Source organism: Helicobacter monodelphidis, assembly GCF_003288845.1.
Classification (GTDB): domain Bacteria; phylum Campylobacterota; class Campylobacteria; order Campylobacterales; family Helicobacteraceae; genus NHYN01.
Genome location: NZ_NHYN01000014.1, coordinates 28544 through 43407 on the forward strand (window position 1 = coordinate 28544; position 14864 = coordinate 43407).

Genomic DNA, 14864 nt, shown 5'->3' on the forward strand with positions numbered 1-14864 from the left:
TCCCTTGCGAATGGATTTAGGGAGGGGAGTGAAATAAAGCAATAAGAAGTATAAAATGATATAATGAATGATAAATTTCGGAGGTGAATAATGGGCAATTAGTGTCGGTTCTGGCTATATTGGATATGGCACGGGTGGTGGCTTTTCTAGCTCTATCTCTAAAAGTGTAAATCCATCAGATATAATCTCTGGAATCTTAATGAAAAAAGGCTATCTCATCGTAGATAGTGCAGAAAAAGACGGAACATTTCTTGTAAAATATGGGCAGGGAGACAAGCGGAATGTCTTAGGGGGTATTGGCGGATACACATTAAGTGTAAGTATTCAAATACTTGATGCGAAAACTTATGAGCCATTATTTATGTGTTCAGCTGAAGGACAAGGTTCAACAGAAGCTGATGATGTGAGAGAAGCGATTAGTAGATGTTTGAAAACATTTTAAATGCAGGGAATAAAATATGCCAAATATTGATGATTTTAACGAAGAGCGATTATGTGAATACAAAGACGAGAAATATTCTGTAAGAGATAATGGAGCGATTCTGAGATACCCAAAAGGCACAAAAGCTAGAAAACTTGATAATTATTTCACTTTTGGCAAACCAAAGAAGCATGGCTATTTGGAGTTTGCGGGGGTAAGGGTGCATAGAATCGTAGCGACTGCCTTTCATGGAGAAGCTCCAAGTAAGGATTATGTAATAGACCACATTGATACAAATAAGCAAAATAATAGGGTTGAAAATTTGCGGTGGGTTACGCGTGAAGAAAATGTGCTAAAAAATCCATTGACTATTCATAAAATTGAATATATCATAGGAATGTCTATCAATGAGGTAAGGAAAAATTGAAGTGTGCTAAGAAATCATAAACAAGATACTTCATGGATGCGTCCCACAAACAAGCACGAAGCAAATAATCTCACAAAACGACAAGAACAATGGCTAGAAAAAGAAAATACTTTACAATCAGGCGGAAGTATGGGTGAATGGGCGTTTCATAAGCTAAGAGAATCTGCGAGACACACGACACAATCCTATACAGATGATAGAAAAGATGAGAGCAAGTATAATGTCCTATCTTTAACGCAAGGAGCGGTGCAAAGATATTGGCGAACCCCTGCTTACTTCCCACTTTGTCCGCAAAATCTTAATTTGAAAAACTTAGATTCTAGTGCTATGAATCCTTTAGAATCTTATCAGGCAAACTTGCAAGAGGGTAAAATATTTTCTGAAGATCAATATGGGAGACATTTGATTCTCAAAGCTGAATTATCAAAAGATAAAGACTTTATCATTGTGCAAACCGAAAACAAAGAAGCACTCAAGAAATATTATCTCTGTCAAATCATTTACGAAAAAAATGTATTCGTGCATATTTCTATGGGGAGCTATTTTGACCAAAATGGGGCGGAGAAATACTTTACCTTAGCACTTGGTAAAGAATGGAGTGGTGGAGAAGTATTTGAAGATTCTTGTTAATAACAAAAAAGATGGAAAAATAAATTACACTATACAAAATATTAGCGAAATCGAGTTTTTAGAGGACTTGCAAAAATATATCCTTATGAAAGATAATATTTTTATCTAGTGTTTTGATGAAGAGAGACAAGAAATGAGGAGATTCTATCCAGATTTTGTATTCTCAAGTCTGAGTGCCATAGTGTGTATCGTATTATATTCATCAACCCAAAGGGCTTGAAATATGAAGTAAATGCAAGAAAGAAGTAAGGCACGAGGTTTTGAGAGGATTTTTGCGGGGTAGAATCTACGATATGATGAATACGAGATCCAAGTAAGTTTGGTGTATTATAATAAGGACGGGGTAGGCAAGTTGGGCAAGGTGCGACGAAATCCTAAGCAATGAACAAAATTTGCATTTCTACCTTTGATGAATTTTAGGCTATACTTAATGTATTATTTGGCACAAAGGAAAGATAATGCGTTTTACATTCGATGATACAAAGAATTTTTTTAAATCTTTTGATGAAGCATATATCAAACCACCACAAAAAATGCCCTTATTTCTGCGCTTTGGTGCGTGGTTTTCTAAAAAAATGGTAAAGAAAAACATAATGATTCCTGAACTTCTTGCATGGTATCCAAAAACTGCTATAAGCTCTGGAATTATGGAGAGCCTCGTAGCACATGATGATAGGGAGATTAATAAGCGGCTATTAAAGATTATCCGTGTGCAAGTTTCAGTATTAATTGCCTGTCCTTTTTGTATCGATATGAATGCTTTTGAATACGACAAGGCGGGGTTAAATCGCGAAGAAATAGAGGCGATACAAAGAGGTGATTATAATTTTAAGACTTTTAGTGAGCAAGAAAAGGTGCTAATGGAATATGTTGCTATTGTTACACACACGCCTGTGGTAATACCAAAAGAGATTATCGATAGGCTTCATAGCCATTTTTCTGAACGCGGAATTGTGATTATCGCCTCAAGTATTGCTCAAGTCAATTATTGGGCGAGGCTCATTCGGAGCTTAGGTATCCCTGTGGCTGGCTTTGGCGATATATGTAAGATAGAAGAGAAGTGAGGAGCTGTTTTAAGAAGAATTTGCAAGAGTAATGCCAAAGATAGCCTGAATATTATTCTTTTGTAAAACATTCTTTGCCTCTAGTATTGTTGTGCCTGTGGTGATAAGGTCATCATATAAGATAACAAATGGAGGCTTTTTCTTATGAATCCACTGAAAATGACGCGGATTATTCTTGCGAAACTCCAAAGTTTTACCCGCGTATTGGATTGTATTTTTTGCATGTAATGCACTATATAGGGGCTTAATTCCCAAAATTTGATAAAATGTGTGTGCAATAATTGCGGTGTGAGAAAAGCTATGTTTTGGCTTATCGTCTATCCCAACACCATAAACATTTTCAAGTAATGACGACTCATAAGAATCTTTGAAATAGTTTGCAGCTTTTATTGTTAGAATGCGTATCAATCGGCTTCCTAGAGTGCTATATTTGCTATGTAGAATCATTGAGGAATCATCATAAGAAAAAAAGCTATAAATTTTAAACCCATCTATTTCACGAATTTTTGGAGTAATTTTAATCCACTTGAGACAACAATCACAAATCGCTTTAAAAGAAAAACGATGGCATAAAAAGCATTTCATTTATATTTTTCTTTGTGCAACAAAAAATAACATAGCTGCTATTGTGTTGCATAGTAGAAATAAGATTCCCATTGGTAGAGCATTACTTTCACCTGCAACTCCAACTAAGGGTGCAATTAAACCTGCAAGAGTAAAGCTGACAACACCAAAAAGTCCAGAGGCAACACCGGCATTTCCGCTAATTGCATTCATACCTTCTGCTAAACTTGTGCTAGAGATTGCACCAAAACCACTCACAACAAAAAATAAAGGAATTTCTAATAGAAGCAAGGAATTAGGTGTAAAAAATAATGCAAAGAGGACACCAATACTTCCTAAGAGTGTTGCATAAATTCCATATTTTAGGATATTCTTTGCTTGAAAATAAGTCGCCAATTTTGCAACGCTTGAGGCAACAATCATCACACCTAATGCATTGAAAGCAAATAGATAGCTATATTGTGTTTTATCAAGATGGTAAATGTTTTGGAACACAAAAGAAGAGGCAGAAATGTATGCAAAGAGTGAACCGAATGCAAAACTATTAATGAATAGGTAAAGTGTGAATTGTTGATTAGTTAATAATGATTTAAAGTTATTTAAAACTTCCTTGAAACTACCTTTATTTCTTGATGAAGCAGGTAAGGTTTCAGTAAGAAAAAACCATGAGCTTAATCCGAGCAACAATCCTAGAATTGCTAGAGTAACAAACAAACTCTGCCATTCTGCTGTAATAAATTCTAATAAAAATGCACCAAAGAGTGGACTAAGAATAGGTGCAAGCCCAAATACGAGCATAAGCATAGCTGTGAAACGCAATAAAGATTCACCTTTAAATAGGTCATAGCCCATTGCACGCGAAATCACAACTCCGGCAGCAGCACTTACGCCCTGCAAAAAACGCCACAAAATTAATTCAAAAATATGATTACTAACGCTACACAAATAAGAGCTAAGTACAAAGAAAAAAAGTGAAATCAGCAAAACATTCTTGCGTCCATAACGATCACTTAAATACCCAATCAAAATCTGCCCCCAAGCAATGCCAAACATCGAACCCGCAAGGGTAAGATTGACTAAGGAGGCTGATGAAAAGTGTATACCCAAAATATAATAATCTTGGTTGAAAGCCTTTTGGATGCTAGGTAAGGCGGGTAGGTACAAGTCTGTGCAAAACGGTCCTAAACCCGACAAAAGACCTAGAATTAAAATTAGACGCAAGGGCATATCTAACTCTTTTGAATCTTAGAGTATCCATTCTTGAAAATATGTTGACTGATTTGAAATCCGTGATTAAGAGCGGCTGCGATTGAACCACCACTTTTAAACAAAATATCTCCAGCGATATAAATGTTTTGTTGAGAGCTTTGATGGTTTTCATCGACAATAGGAACGCCTGATTCATCGATTTGAACACCACATTTCTTTAAAAAATCAATGGGTGCAACGCCACCAATTGCATAAATTGCACGATCGAAAATGTCTTCACTTCCATCTTTAAAAATAATCTTTACTTTGCCTTCGCTATCTTCTACGCGCTCAATATCAACGCCCAATCTTGTTTTGAGACGTCTTGATGCAATGTATTCATTTAAAATCTTTGCATTCACATCATTAATGCGTGAGAAAGTGCGTTGGCGATAATTGAGCGTAACCTGATTATTATCGGCTAGAAAATAAGCATATTCAACGGCAGAATTTCCTCCTCCAACGACAATTATTTTTTCATTCTTAGAACAAGCAGAGGTGTTGAAGTTGATTATATTTTTTAGTGAGGAGGGTAGGGGGTAGCTAGGTTTGTTTGGTTGTCCCATTTTGCCAATTGAGATGACAACGAAATACGCCTTAAATACTCCACCACCCGTTGTGGATACCTCAAAAATATCACCTTGTTTTTTGATGGATTCTACCTCCGTTTTAAAATGGCTTTCAATGTGATGTCCTTTGAGCATTTCATCAAATAAATCAAGAGTGCTTTCTTTTGTTCCATCAGCAAAAAAAATATTACCACTTAACTCAACTTTTTGTCCTTTGTAATCTTTGTCTACACGTTTGTTGTCTTTGTAGAACTTCCGCAAAGTTGTAGAGTGATTTTCTCCCTTTTCTAGTAAAACAATGTCTTTAATGCCAAGAATCATTGCTTCTACAGCAGACGCGATACCGCCAGGTCCGCCACCTACAATCGCTAAATTATATATTTTTTCCATCTATTTTTCCTGTTCTCTGAGATTGTTGTTCAAATTTTTTCTTACGTTCTTCCAATGCAATGGCTTCTTGCAAATCTTTTACACTATCAAAAAGAACGCCTTGAGTCATTTTTTTTTCATCATCAAACTGCCCTCTTTTAAGTCCCCACAAAAACCCGATTAACCCGATTAATCCAATCACGATTGAAGTGGCGAGCATAACGGCAACCATACCATTATTCATTAATAGCTCCTTTAGCAATCCCACAATGGCTGATTTTGAGTGCTATTTGATAAAATGTGAAACAAATTTAGAATAATTATCAAGAATTTCTCCCCCTTGTCTAAAACCTAAAGCACAAGCTTCAAAAGCATAAAAAACATTTGCCTGATAATGCTTGTCTTGGTATTGATTCAAAGGTGTGAAAGATTGATAAATCGCTGGAAGGTTACCATAACTTCCCCCATTTTGTGCTAAAATTTCTCCATTTGCTCCGATAATTTGGATATTTTCTCCCTCGCGCGAAAATGCGTGTTTTTTAACCTGCTTTTGGTTAGGGAGAGGTTCAAAGGAAGTTTCTAGCAATAACGGGTGATTTGGAAATAAATCCCAAAGAATCTTTAAGATTCTTTTTGACTGAAAGAGAAGTGTATAAGCGGGATTTAGAAAAATTGTATTTTTGTTTCTCATCATTTCAGTTATCATAGAAGCCATATCCGGTTCATCAACTGCAATACTCTCCCAAGGGATAAGCTTAAACCAAAATTCATAATTCAAATTTTGATAAAAAAGCCCCTCTTCCTGACTTAAATGGGCTTCATGTGCATAGCAAAATTGTGTATTAAACCCCGCCTCCTTTGCGATATGTTCCAAAAGTCTTACCGTTTGTTCTTCCTCGATATTCCCTTGTACGCTTGAAAAGAGAATTCTCCAGCCTTCGTACAAAGATTCAAAGTCTGATGTGTTTTCCTCAAGTGTAATAAGTCGCTTAAAATTCTCTCTTAGCGATTCATAAGCATTATTGAATTGTAGACTTTCGTCCATTCCATTTGCTTTTAGTAAAGCCCATTGAATAATAGTGCTTTCAAAAAGCATTGTTGGCGTATCAGCGTTGAATTCTAAAAGCTTAATTGGTGTTCCATCAAGCCCACCAGCAAAGTCAAAACGTCCATACAAGTGCCAATGAATGTCTTCTTCCCAGCTCATTTTAATCATATCAATTGCATTGAAAGGAATTCCAATTTCAAAGAACAAATTATGATCAATCACATATTGTGCTGCCTCAATAAACATATCGTAAAGTTCATTTGCCGCTGCATAATAATTTTCCGCCTCTTCCTCTTTTAAAGCAATTGCCTCATTGGCGATGTAGGAGCTAGAATCTGGGTCGGTATGCCATTCAAAGCCAATCTCTTCTAAAATATCTTTAGAAATGGGCTGAAGTTTTGTAATTTCCATTCTTAACCTCCAAATCCGCTATTATTTGTTTGACGCGTTGTCGATGTTGCTGCTGGTGAATTGTTGTTGGCAGGACTATAAAAACCACTCCGCCCACTAGCAGGTCCTGCTCCTCTTGCGGCTTGTGTACCTTGCCTAACATTTTGACTTCTCTCATAAGCTTGTGGGGAAGAATATGCCCCCCTTTGCTGATTTGCAAAATTGTTATTGTTGAATAGCTTGCTACCAATCCAACTTCCAATCAATGCCCCTGCAGCTGAGGCAAGAATCGTTTCACCTAAAGAGAGTCCGCCACCAGTAGGGTTTGTCAGCTGGCTCGTCCCTGCATCAATTTTTTTAGATTCTTCTTGCAAGAGAGCATCAATCTCTGCTTGTGTTAGCATTTTTTCTGTGCCATCAGGTTTTTTAAGAAGAATTCTTGTTGTTTCGCTTGGGTGTTCTTCTAAAATCTTGTAGCTTCCATCCGCATTTTCTTCAATAATAACAAAAGCACCTTGTTTTGCTGCTTGGGCAATAGCTGTTTTATCATCGGTTGCTTCGCTACTGCATGCACTCATCACTACAAGCACAAATGCACTCATTGTTCCAATCATCGCACAATCTGATATTTTGCGTAAATGCTTGAATTTATGTTGAAGTTTCATGGTTTTCTCCTGTTTGTTTTTTCAATTGTGTATTTTAGCATAAACCTTATTTGTATTTCTCTTTATTTCTTAAAAAAGTATATGCTACAATGTCTAAAAGATGACATAGGGTTTAAAGGAATTTTCTTTATATGTTGACAACACTTTATATTATTGCCATTAGTGCAGAAGCAATGACTGGTGCGTTAGCGGCTGGTCGTCATCGTATGGATTTATTTGGTGTAATTTTTATTGCGGCAGTAACTGCTATTGGCGGTGGCTCGATTCGTGATATTTTGTTTGGGCATTATCCTCTTACTTGGGTAAAACATCCTGAATATATTATTCTTATTGCAATTTGTGCCTTAATTGCCACAAAAATTCCTGACTTTATTGATAACTCCAAACGTATTTTTTTAACCCTTGATGCGTTAGGGTTGGTTACTTTTAGCGTTATTGGTGCACAAGTTGCACTTGATATGCAGTACGGGGAAATTATTGCGATTGCAGGAGCTGTAATTACAGGGGTTTTTGGAGGAATTTTGAGGGATATTTTATGTAACCGTATTCCGCTTGTTTTTCAAAAAGAAATTTATGCTGGAATTTCGATTATTACGGGTGCTTTATATGTGGTTTTATTAAAAACGAATTTACCTCTCATTGTTGTAACAATTATTTCCTTAATCGTTGGATTTGGTTTTCGTATGTATGCAATCTATCGACATTTGAATTTACCTGTTTTTTCTTTTAAGGCGAAGAATGTAGATGAATCTAATGAAGAGAAACAAGAAGATGACCATAAAAAATTTTTGACTAAGTAAGGATGGATATTTTGGGTGTAAAATTGCATTTATATTGAGTACTTATTAAAGTAGTGCTACAAGCTTTTCCACCCTCTCATTGCATTTTAGGATTCAATGGAGAGTCGGTAATTCATTATTTTTTAAATTTGATTTTTGTTGTTATAGCTCTTTTTATCTCACAATTATGCTTTTTCTGTGTGAGCGTTAATTCATATTGATTCACTTTTTTGCTATAATCGTTACCAAAAAATGGAGTGAGAATGGATATACAAGCACGTGTTGAACGTATTGTGGGTATTTTGGACGACAAGAAAGCAGAAAATATTGAATCTTTTGATTTGAGGGATAGTGGGTATTTTGTAGATTTTGTTGTGATTGCAACTGCATTAATTGACCGTCACGCCCTTTCTTTATTAGATACTTTAAAGCAAGAATTGAAGCCGTTAGGTGAAGAGTTTTTGAGTGTTGAGGAAGGGCAAGATTGGATTGTTGTTGATATGAATGATATTTTGGTGCATATTTTTACAGAAAATCATCGTAAAAAATTTAATCTTGAAGAATTCTTGTTGGAATTTTGCCATTCAAAATGTGACCATACTAAAGAATAATGAAAGGAAAAATATGCAAAAGATTCCTGTTGGTATTGTAGGGGTAAGCGGTTATACGGGCTTGGAATTATTAAAGATTCTTCTTTCTCACCCTGTTTTTGAAATAGCATATCTGGCTAATCAAGAAGGCACAGAGGATGTGAGCCATATTCACCCTTCTTTGGTGAATGTTTGCCATCAGCCCGTGCATAAAGCAGACCCTAAAGTTGCTAAACAATGTTGCAAATTGATTTTTTTAGCCCTACCTCACCAAAAGGCGATGGAATTTGCTAAAGAAGCGTTAGAATTAGGTTTACAAGTAGTTGATTTATCGGCTGATTATAGATTAAGTCAAGAATCTTATGAGCGATTTTATACAAGACATATTGATGTGGAGAATCTCCAACATGCTATCTATGGGCTTGTTGAATGGCAAAGAGGGTTAATTAAAAAGGCTAGAATTGTTGCTAATCCGGGTTGTTACCCTACAGCTTCACTGCTTGGTTTATTACCCTTTACACCTTATATTGATTCGCAAATTTCAGTTTTTATTGACGCAAAAAGTGGTGTAAGTGGTGCTGGAAAAACTTTGAGTGAAAATACACATTATACAACAATTAATGAAAATATGTTTGCCTATTCTCCAATGAAACACCGCCATTCAGGAGAAATTATAGAAAAGTTAAATCGTTTTGGGCGATGTGACTTAAAGGTGCAATTTGTTCCGCACTTAACTCCACTTACGCGTGGAATGTTAGTTTCAGCATTTGTGCATTTAAAATCAGCAAATATTGATACATTGGCGATTTTAAAGGATTGTTATAAGGGCGAAAGGAGTATCCGTATCGCCACAGAACCTGTGCGGATTAAAGATGTTGTAGGTACGCATTTTTGTAATATTTACATTCAGCAAGATGGTAAGGATTTATGGATTAATGTAGCGATTGATAATTTATTACGCGGTGCTAGTTCTCAAGCTATCGTGAATGCAAATTTAATGTGTGGAATTGAGGAGCTAACAGCAATTCCAATGTTTGCCTATGTGCCTTAAGCTAGGGGAAATTGGGAATCATCTCATTTTTGTTGCGGATGCCCACCAAAATCGTTTTCATAATCCGTTACCTGGATTATTTGCATTTCTTGAAAATGAGATTCGTCTTCAAAATGATTTCACATTGATTTTAATGGGGGATATTTTTGATATGCTTTTTGGTGGTGTTGAATATAGTATTAAGCCTCATCAAAATGCAATTAACCAACTCAAAAAAATTGCACAAAAGCGACGAGTGTATTATTTAGAAGGTAACCATGATTTCAATTTACAACCGATTTTTTCAAATATGGTGGTGATTCGTCGTGAAAATCAACCCGCCATCGCAGAATGTGGTGGAGTAAGAATTGCCTTGGCACATGGTGATTTTGCGGTGAATCGTTTTTATCATTTCTATGCAACATGTATTCGTAATCCTTATTTACTGAATTTTCTGGGGGGCTTAGATGTGTGTTGTAAAGGAAAAATTTTTGAGCAGGTGGAAAAAAGACTACAAAAACAGAAAATTTCTTATTTTTATGGTTTGCAAAAAGAGTTTATTGAGCATAGAATGCAACTTTATGATTCTTATGAAGTTGAATGGATTTTTGAGGGGCATTACCATATGCAAGGGGGTTTTTTGCAAAAAAATGAAAAAAAGTATGTTGGACTTCCTGTATTTTATTGCATTCAAGACTGTTTTATAGTAAAATCCTATAATCGTCTGTTTTTTATTTACAGCCCAATCGCACAAGGAGAATAAGTGTCAACAGTTAGAAGCGATGGATTAAAGGTCGGCAACAATGAGATGGAGTTAGTAGATTTTCGTATTATGAAATTAGAAGATGGGAAAGTCTATGAAGGCGTGTATGGCATTAATGTAGCAAAAGTTAATGAGATTATTCGCTTGCCTAAACTCACAGAATTACCCGGTGCTCCAGATTTTGTCGAAGGTGTTTTTGATTTAAGAGGGACCGTCATCCCCATAATTAATTTAGCAAACTGGATGGGCGTTGAAGTGCCTACAAATTATAAAATTAAGCCACGCGTGATTATTACAGAATTTAATAATGTACTTATTGGTTTTGTTGTCCATGAAGCAAAAAGGATTCGTCGAGTTAGCTGGAAGAATATTGAACCAGCCCATTTTAGTTCTAATTATGGAAATCTTGATCGCAATAAAATCACAGGGACAACGCGCATTGAGGGTGATCATGTTTTGTTGATTTTAGATCTTGAAAGTATTGTAGAGGAGCTTGGATTCTATAAGCCAGAAGTTACTTCAGAACGGCAGGGGGTAAAATTTGATGGTTTAGCTTTAGTGCTTGATGATAGTGCAATTGCTAGGAAAATTGTGCGTGAAACTTTAGAAAATATGGGCTTTACTGTTGTAGAAGCCATCGATGGAGAAGCAGGAATTGAAAGATTAGAGAATCTTTATGAGGCGTATGGTGATCGTTTAAATCATGAATTAAAAGTGATTATCTCTGATGTTGAAATGCCCCAAATGGACGGCTTTCATTTTGCAACTAAAGTTAAAGAAGATAAAAGGTTTGCTAAAATTCCGATTATTTTTAATTCTTCGATTAGTGATCAGTTTAGTGCTGAAAGAGGAAGAGAGGCTGGTGGAGAAGCGTATTTGGTCAAATATGATGCAAATTCGTTTTATGAAGAGATTGCACGCGTTGTCGGCGGAAAACAATAGAGTAAAAGGGGTATATAATGGATGAATTACAAGAAATACTAGAAGATTTTTTGATTGAGGCTTTTGAGATGATTGAGCAGCTTGACCAAGATTTGGTGGAGCTTGAAAGTAATCCTGAGGATTTAGAGTTATTAAATAGAATATTTCGTGTTGCACATACGGTTAAAGGTTCAAGCTCTTTTTTAAATTTTGATGTTTTAACACATTTGACACACCACATGGAAGATGTGCTAAATAAAGCAAGACATGGGGATTTGAAGCTTACGCCAGATGTGATGGATGTTGTACTTGAATCTATTGACTTAATGAAATCTCTTTTGAATGCGATTCGTGATTCTGGAAGTGATGCAAACACAGGTTTAGCGATTGAAGATGTTGTACAACGTTTAGATGCTATTTCTAATGGACGTGCAGCACCAGCGGCAGAAGCAGCCCCAGCACCGGTTGAAGCACCTCCGCCACCGGTTGAGGAAGAGCCAGAGCCAGATTATGCTAATATGAGTCCAGAGGAAGTGGAGGCAGAAATTGAAAGATTGCTGAAGAAGCGACAAGAGGAGGATCGTGCAAGGCGAGAAGCGAAAAAAGCTTCAGGTGGAGATACTTCTGTGCAAGCTCCTGTTGAATCAGCTCCAGCAACTCCACCACCGGCTCCAGCAACTCCACCACCCCCTAAACCAGCCCCCAAAGCAGCGGAAGCCCCCAAAGCAGCGGCAGGTGGTGGGGCAGCTCCTAAAGCACCCGCTGCAGCGGTGGAACAAACAATTAGGGTAGATGTTAAGCGACTTGACCATTTGATGAGCTTAATTGGTGAGCTTGTTTTAGGAAAGAATCGTTTGATTAAGATTTATGACGATGTAGAGGAACGTTATGAAGGGGAAAAATTCTTAGAAGAACTAAATCAAGTTGTGTCATCAGTCTCAACTGTTACAACAGATTTGCAGCTTGCTGTAATGAAGACAAGAATGATACCTGTTGGGAAGGTGTTTAATAAATTTCCTCGCATGGTGCGTGATCTCTCCCGTGAATTGGGCAAGAATATTGAATTAGAAATTTCAGGTGAGGAGACAGAATTAGATAAGTCTATTGTTGAAGAGATTGGTGACCCTTTGGTGCATATTATTCGTAATTCTTGCGACCATGGTGTGGAAATGCCTCAAGATCGTGCAAAAGTCGGTAAACCTGAGGCAGGAACGATTAAACTTAAAGCTTACAATGAAGGTAATCATATTGTTATCGAAGTTGCAGATGATGGCAAAGGTTTGAATGCGGATGCATTAAAGCAAAAAGGTATTGAAAAGGGCGTAATTAGTGAGAGAGAAGCAGATTCTATGACAGATAAGGAAGCCTTTGGAATTATCTTTAAAGCAGGTTTTTCAACCGCAAAGCAAGTGAGTAACCTATCTGGACGTGGTGTGGGTATGGATGTTGTGAAGACAAACATTGAAAAACTTAACGGAATTATTGATGTGGATAGTGAATGGGGCAAGGGTATGGTATTGAAGCTTAAAATTCCTTTGACATTGGCTATTATCCAGGCTTTGCTTGTCGGGGTGCAGGAGGAGTATTACGCGATCCCCCTTGCATCTGTGCTTGAAACCGTTCGTGTTGGGCAAGATGAGATTTACTCTGTTGAAGGAAAGAGTGTCTTGCGTTTACGTAATGAAGTGCTTTCTTTGGTGCGTTTGGGTGATATTTTTGGTGTGGATAGTGTGTTCCAAAATACAGAAGAAGCTTATGTTGTTGTTATTGGACTTGCAGAGAATAAGATTGGTGTGATTGTCGATTTCTTGGTTGGGCAAGAAGAGATTGTAATTAAATCATTGGGCTATTATTTAAGTGGGACAGATGGTATTGCAGGTGCAACTGTACGTGGTGATGGTAAGGTTACATTGATTGTTGATGTAGCAGCGATGATGCAGATGGCAAAGCATATTAAGGTGAATGTTAGTCAAAAAGGGGAAAGTGAAAGTCAGTCCGTGAAGCAAAAAACCTCACCTAGTGATTATGTGATTTTAGCTGTTGATGATAGTAAGGTAGATAGGGCAATTATCCAAAAATCTTTGAAGCCTTTGGGTATTACTGTTGTTGAGGCAGTTGATGGATTGCAGGCATTAGAAATTGTTAAGAATGGTGATAAGCAATTTGATGCAATTTTGATTGATATTGAAATGCCTAAAATGGACGGATATACGCTTGCGACGGAGATTCGAAAATACAATAAATTCAAGAATCTTCCATTGATTGCTGTAACAAGTAGGACAAGCAAAACAGATAGAATGCGTGGTGTTGAGGCAGGTATGACGGAATATATCACTAAACCTTACTCTCCTGAATATTTAATGAATGTTGTTAAACGAAACATCAATCTTGATGTTGAGGTAGAGAGTGTATGAATGAACAATTAAAAGAGGTTATGCAAAGGCAACAAGAAAGTAAGCAACCCCCTGCAGAGTTGGATAGCATCGTCCAGCTTGTAGGTTTTATGGTGGGGAGCGAAGAATTTGCTGTTCCCATTCTTAGTATTAAAGAGATTATTAAACCTATTGAGCATACCCGTGTTCCGGGTTCTCCTAATTATGTGCTTGGGGTGTTTAATTTGCGTGGAAGTGTGATACCACTCATTAATTTGCGTTTGAAATTTGGTTTACCTGCTGAAAAGCAAGGACCAGATACGCGCTATATCGTTATGCAACACAATGACCAAATGGCTAGTTTTGTCATTGATAGCTTAACAGAAGCCATTCGCCTAAGAGAAAGTAGTATTGATGCAGCACCAGAGACGATTCAAGAGGGTGAGAATATCATCTATGGCGTGGGTAAAAAAGATGATCGTATTATTACGATTTTGAAGGCTGAAGGATTATTGAAGAGAACATTCTAATTCTAAAATAAAAGGATAACAATATGAATGAACAATTAAAAGAGGTTATGCAAAGGCAACAAGAAAGTAAGCAACCCCCTGCAGAGTTGGATAGCATCGTCCAGCTTGTAGGTTTTATGGTGGGGAGCGAAGAATTTGCTGTTCCCATTCTTAGTATTAAAGAGATTATTAAACCTATTGAGCATACCCGTGTTCCGGGTTCTCCTAATTATGTGCTTGGGGTGTTTAATTTGCGTGGAAGTGTGATACCACTCATTAATTTGCGTTTGAAATTTGGTTTACCTGCTGAAAAGCAAGGACCAGATACGCGCTATATCGTTATGCAACACAATGACCAAATGGCTAGTTTTGTCATTGATAGCTTAACAGAAGCCATTCGCCTAAGAGAAAGTAGTATTGATGCAGCGCCAGAGACGATTCAAGAGGGTGAGAATATCATCTATGGCGTGGGTAAAAAAGATGATCGTATTATTACGATTTTGAA

The 14864-nt window shown here is 37.0% G+C and carries 18 protein-coding genes; 12 read left to right on the top strand and 6 right to left on the bottom strand.

Going from position 1 to position 14864, the window contains the following annotated elements:
* The first annotated feature begins 199 nt into the window (after positions 1-199).
* The 4 genes from CCZ01_RS06785 (at position 200) to CCZ01_RS06800 (ending at position 2542) form a co-directional block, all read left to right on the top strand.
* Positions 200-442 carry a hypothetical protein gene (locus tag CCZ01_RS06785; RefSeq protein ID WP_112052469.1) on the top strand — a complete coding sequence of 81 codons (243 nt, stop codon included), beginning with the start codon at positions 200-202 and terminating at the stop codon, positions 440-442.
* Between the two features lie 16 nt (positions 443-458).
* Complete coding sequence (locus CCZ01_RS06790) at positions 459-848, top strand: HNH endonuclease signature motif containing protein (protein WP_112052470.1); 390 nt, start codon at positions 459-461, stop codon at positions 846-848.
* 3 nt (positions 849-851) lie between these two features.
* Entirely contained in the window at positions 852-1478 is a 627-nt protein-coding gene (locus CCZ01_RS06795) for a hypothetical protein (protein ID WP_112052471.1), read from the top strand.
* A 458-nt stretch (positions 1479-1936) separates the two neighbouring features.
* Positions 1937-2542 carry a carboxymuconolactone decarboxylase family protein gene (locus CCZ01_RS06800; protein ID WP_112052472.1) on the top strand — a complete coding sequence of 202 codons (606 nt, stop codon included), beginning with the start codon at positions 1937-1939 and terminating at the stop codon, positions 2540-2542.
* A gap of 9 nt (positions 2543-2551) precedes the next feature.
* Here the strand turns inward: CCZ01_RS06800 and CCZ01_RS06805 are convergent, their stop codons facing one another.
* Genes CCZ01_RS06805 through CCZ01_RS06830 form a run of 6 tightly spaced genes read right to left on the bottom strand, consistent with a single transcriptional unit; the run spans position 2552 to position 7395 of the window.
* Positions 2552-3127: a ComF family protein gene (locus CCZ01_RS06805; protein WP_112052473.1), complete on the bottom strand. Its 576-nt coding sequence runs from the start codon at positions 3125-3127 to the stop codon at positions 2552-2554.
* Positions 3128-4333, bottom strand: a complete 1206-nt coding sequence (locus tag CCZ01_RS06810; protein ID WP_112052474.1) for a multidrug effflux MFS transporter — start codon at positions 4331-4333, stop codon at positions 3128-3130.
* 2 nt (positions 4334-4335) lie between these two features.
* Positions 4336-5313, bottom strand: a complete 978-nt coding sequence (locus CCZ01_RS06815) for an NAD(P)-binding domain-containing protein (RefSeq protein ID WP_112052475.1) — start codon at positions 5311-5313, stop codon at positions 4336-4338.
* A complete protein-coding gene (gene ccoS / locus CCZ01_RS06820) occupies positions 5297-5536 on the bottom strand; it encodes a cbb3-type cytochrome oxidase assembly protein CcoS (RefSeq protein WP_112052476.1) in 240 nt (79 codons plus the stop codon). The genes CCZ01_RS06815 and ccoS overlap by 17 nt, the downstream gene beginning before the upstream one ends.
* Positions 5537-5578: 42 nt before the next feature.
* Positions 5579-6751, bottom strand: coding sequence for a glutathionylspermidine synthase family protein (locus CCZ01_RS06825; protein WP_112052477.1), 1173 nt, complete (start codon positions 6749-6751; stop codon positions 5579-5581).
* 2 nt (positions 6752-6753) lie between these two features.
* Positions 6754-7395: a UPF0323 family lipoprotein gene (locus tag CCZ01_RS06830; RefSeq protein WP_112052478.1), complete on the bottom strand. Its 642-nt coding sequence runs from the start codon at positions 7393-7395 to the stop codon at positions 6754-6756.
* A 131-nt stretch (positions 7396-7526) separates the two neighbouring features.
* Between CCZ01_RS06830 and CCZ01_RS06835 the strand changes: the two genes are divergently transcribed.
* The 8 genes from CCZ01_RS06835 to CCZ01_RS06870 all read left to right on the top strand — a co-directional run.
* The gene (locus CCZ01_RS06835; RefSeq protein ID WP_112052479.1) at positions 7527-8195 is read left to right on the top strand and encodes a trimeric intracellular cation channel family protein; all 669 of its coding nucleotides are present in this window, start codon (positions 7527-7529) and stop codon (positions 8193-8195) included.
* A 242-nt stretch (positions 8196-8437) separates the two neighbouring features.
* Positions 8438-8785, top strand: coding sequence for a ribosome silencing factor (gene rsfS, locus CCZ01_RS06840; protein ID WP_112052480.1), 348 nt, complete (start codon positions 8438-8440; stop codon positions 8783-8785).
* 13 nt (positions 8786-8798) lie between these two features.
* Positions 8799-9815 (top strand): N-acetyl-gamma-glutamyl-phosphate reductase, encoded by a 1017-nt coding sequence (argC, locus tag CCZ01_RS06845; protein ID WP_181566354.1) that lies wholly within the window; start codon positions 8799-8801, stop codon positions 9813-9815.
* Positions 9805-10557, top strand: coding sequence for a UDP-2,3-diacylglucosamine diphosphatase (locus tag CCZ01_RS06850; protein WP_112052481.1), 753 nt, complete (start codon positions 9805-9807; stop codon positions 10555-10557). Before argC ends, CCZ01_RS06850 begins: the two co-directional genes overlap by 11 nt.
* Before the next feature lie 45 nt (positions 10558-10602).
* The gene (locus CCZ01_RS06855; RefSeq protein WP_181566355.1) at positions 10603-11499 is read left to right on the top strand and encodes a chemotaxis protein CheV; all 897 of its coding nucleotides are present in this window, start codon (positions 10603-10605) and stop codon (positions 11497-11499) included.
* Positions 11500-11516: 17 nt separating this feature from the next.
* Positions 11517-13892: a hybrid sensor histidine kinase/response regulator gene (locus CCZ01_RS06860; protein WP_112052483.1), complete on the top strand. Its 2376-nt coding sequence runs from the start codon at positions 11517-11519 to the stop codon at positions 13890-13892.
* On the top strand, positions 13889-14380 hold the full coding sequence (locus tag CCZ01_RS06865; RefSeq protein ID WP_112052484.1) for a chemotaxis protein CheW: 492 nt from the start codon (positions 13889-13891) through the stop codon (positions 14378-14380). The genes CCZ01_RS06860 and CCZ01_RS06865 overlap by 4 nt, the downstream gene beginning before the upstream one ends.
* 23 nt (positions 14381-14403) lie before the next feature.
* The coding region (locus tag CCZ01_RS06870; RefSeq protein WP_146745227.1) for a chemotaxis protein CheW at positions 14404-14864 on the top strand (461 nt) is incomplete at its 3' end.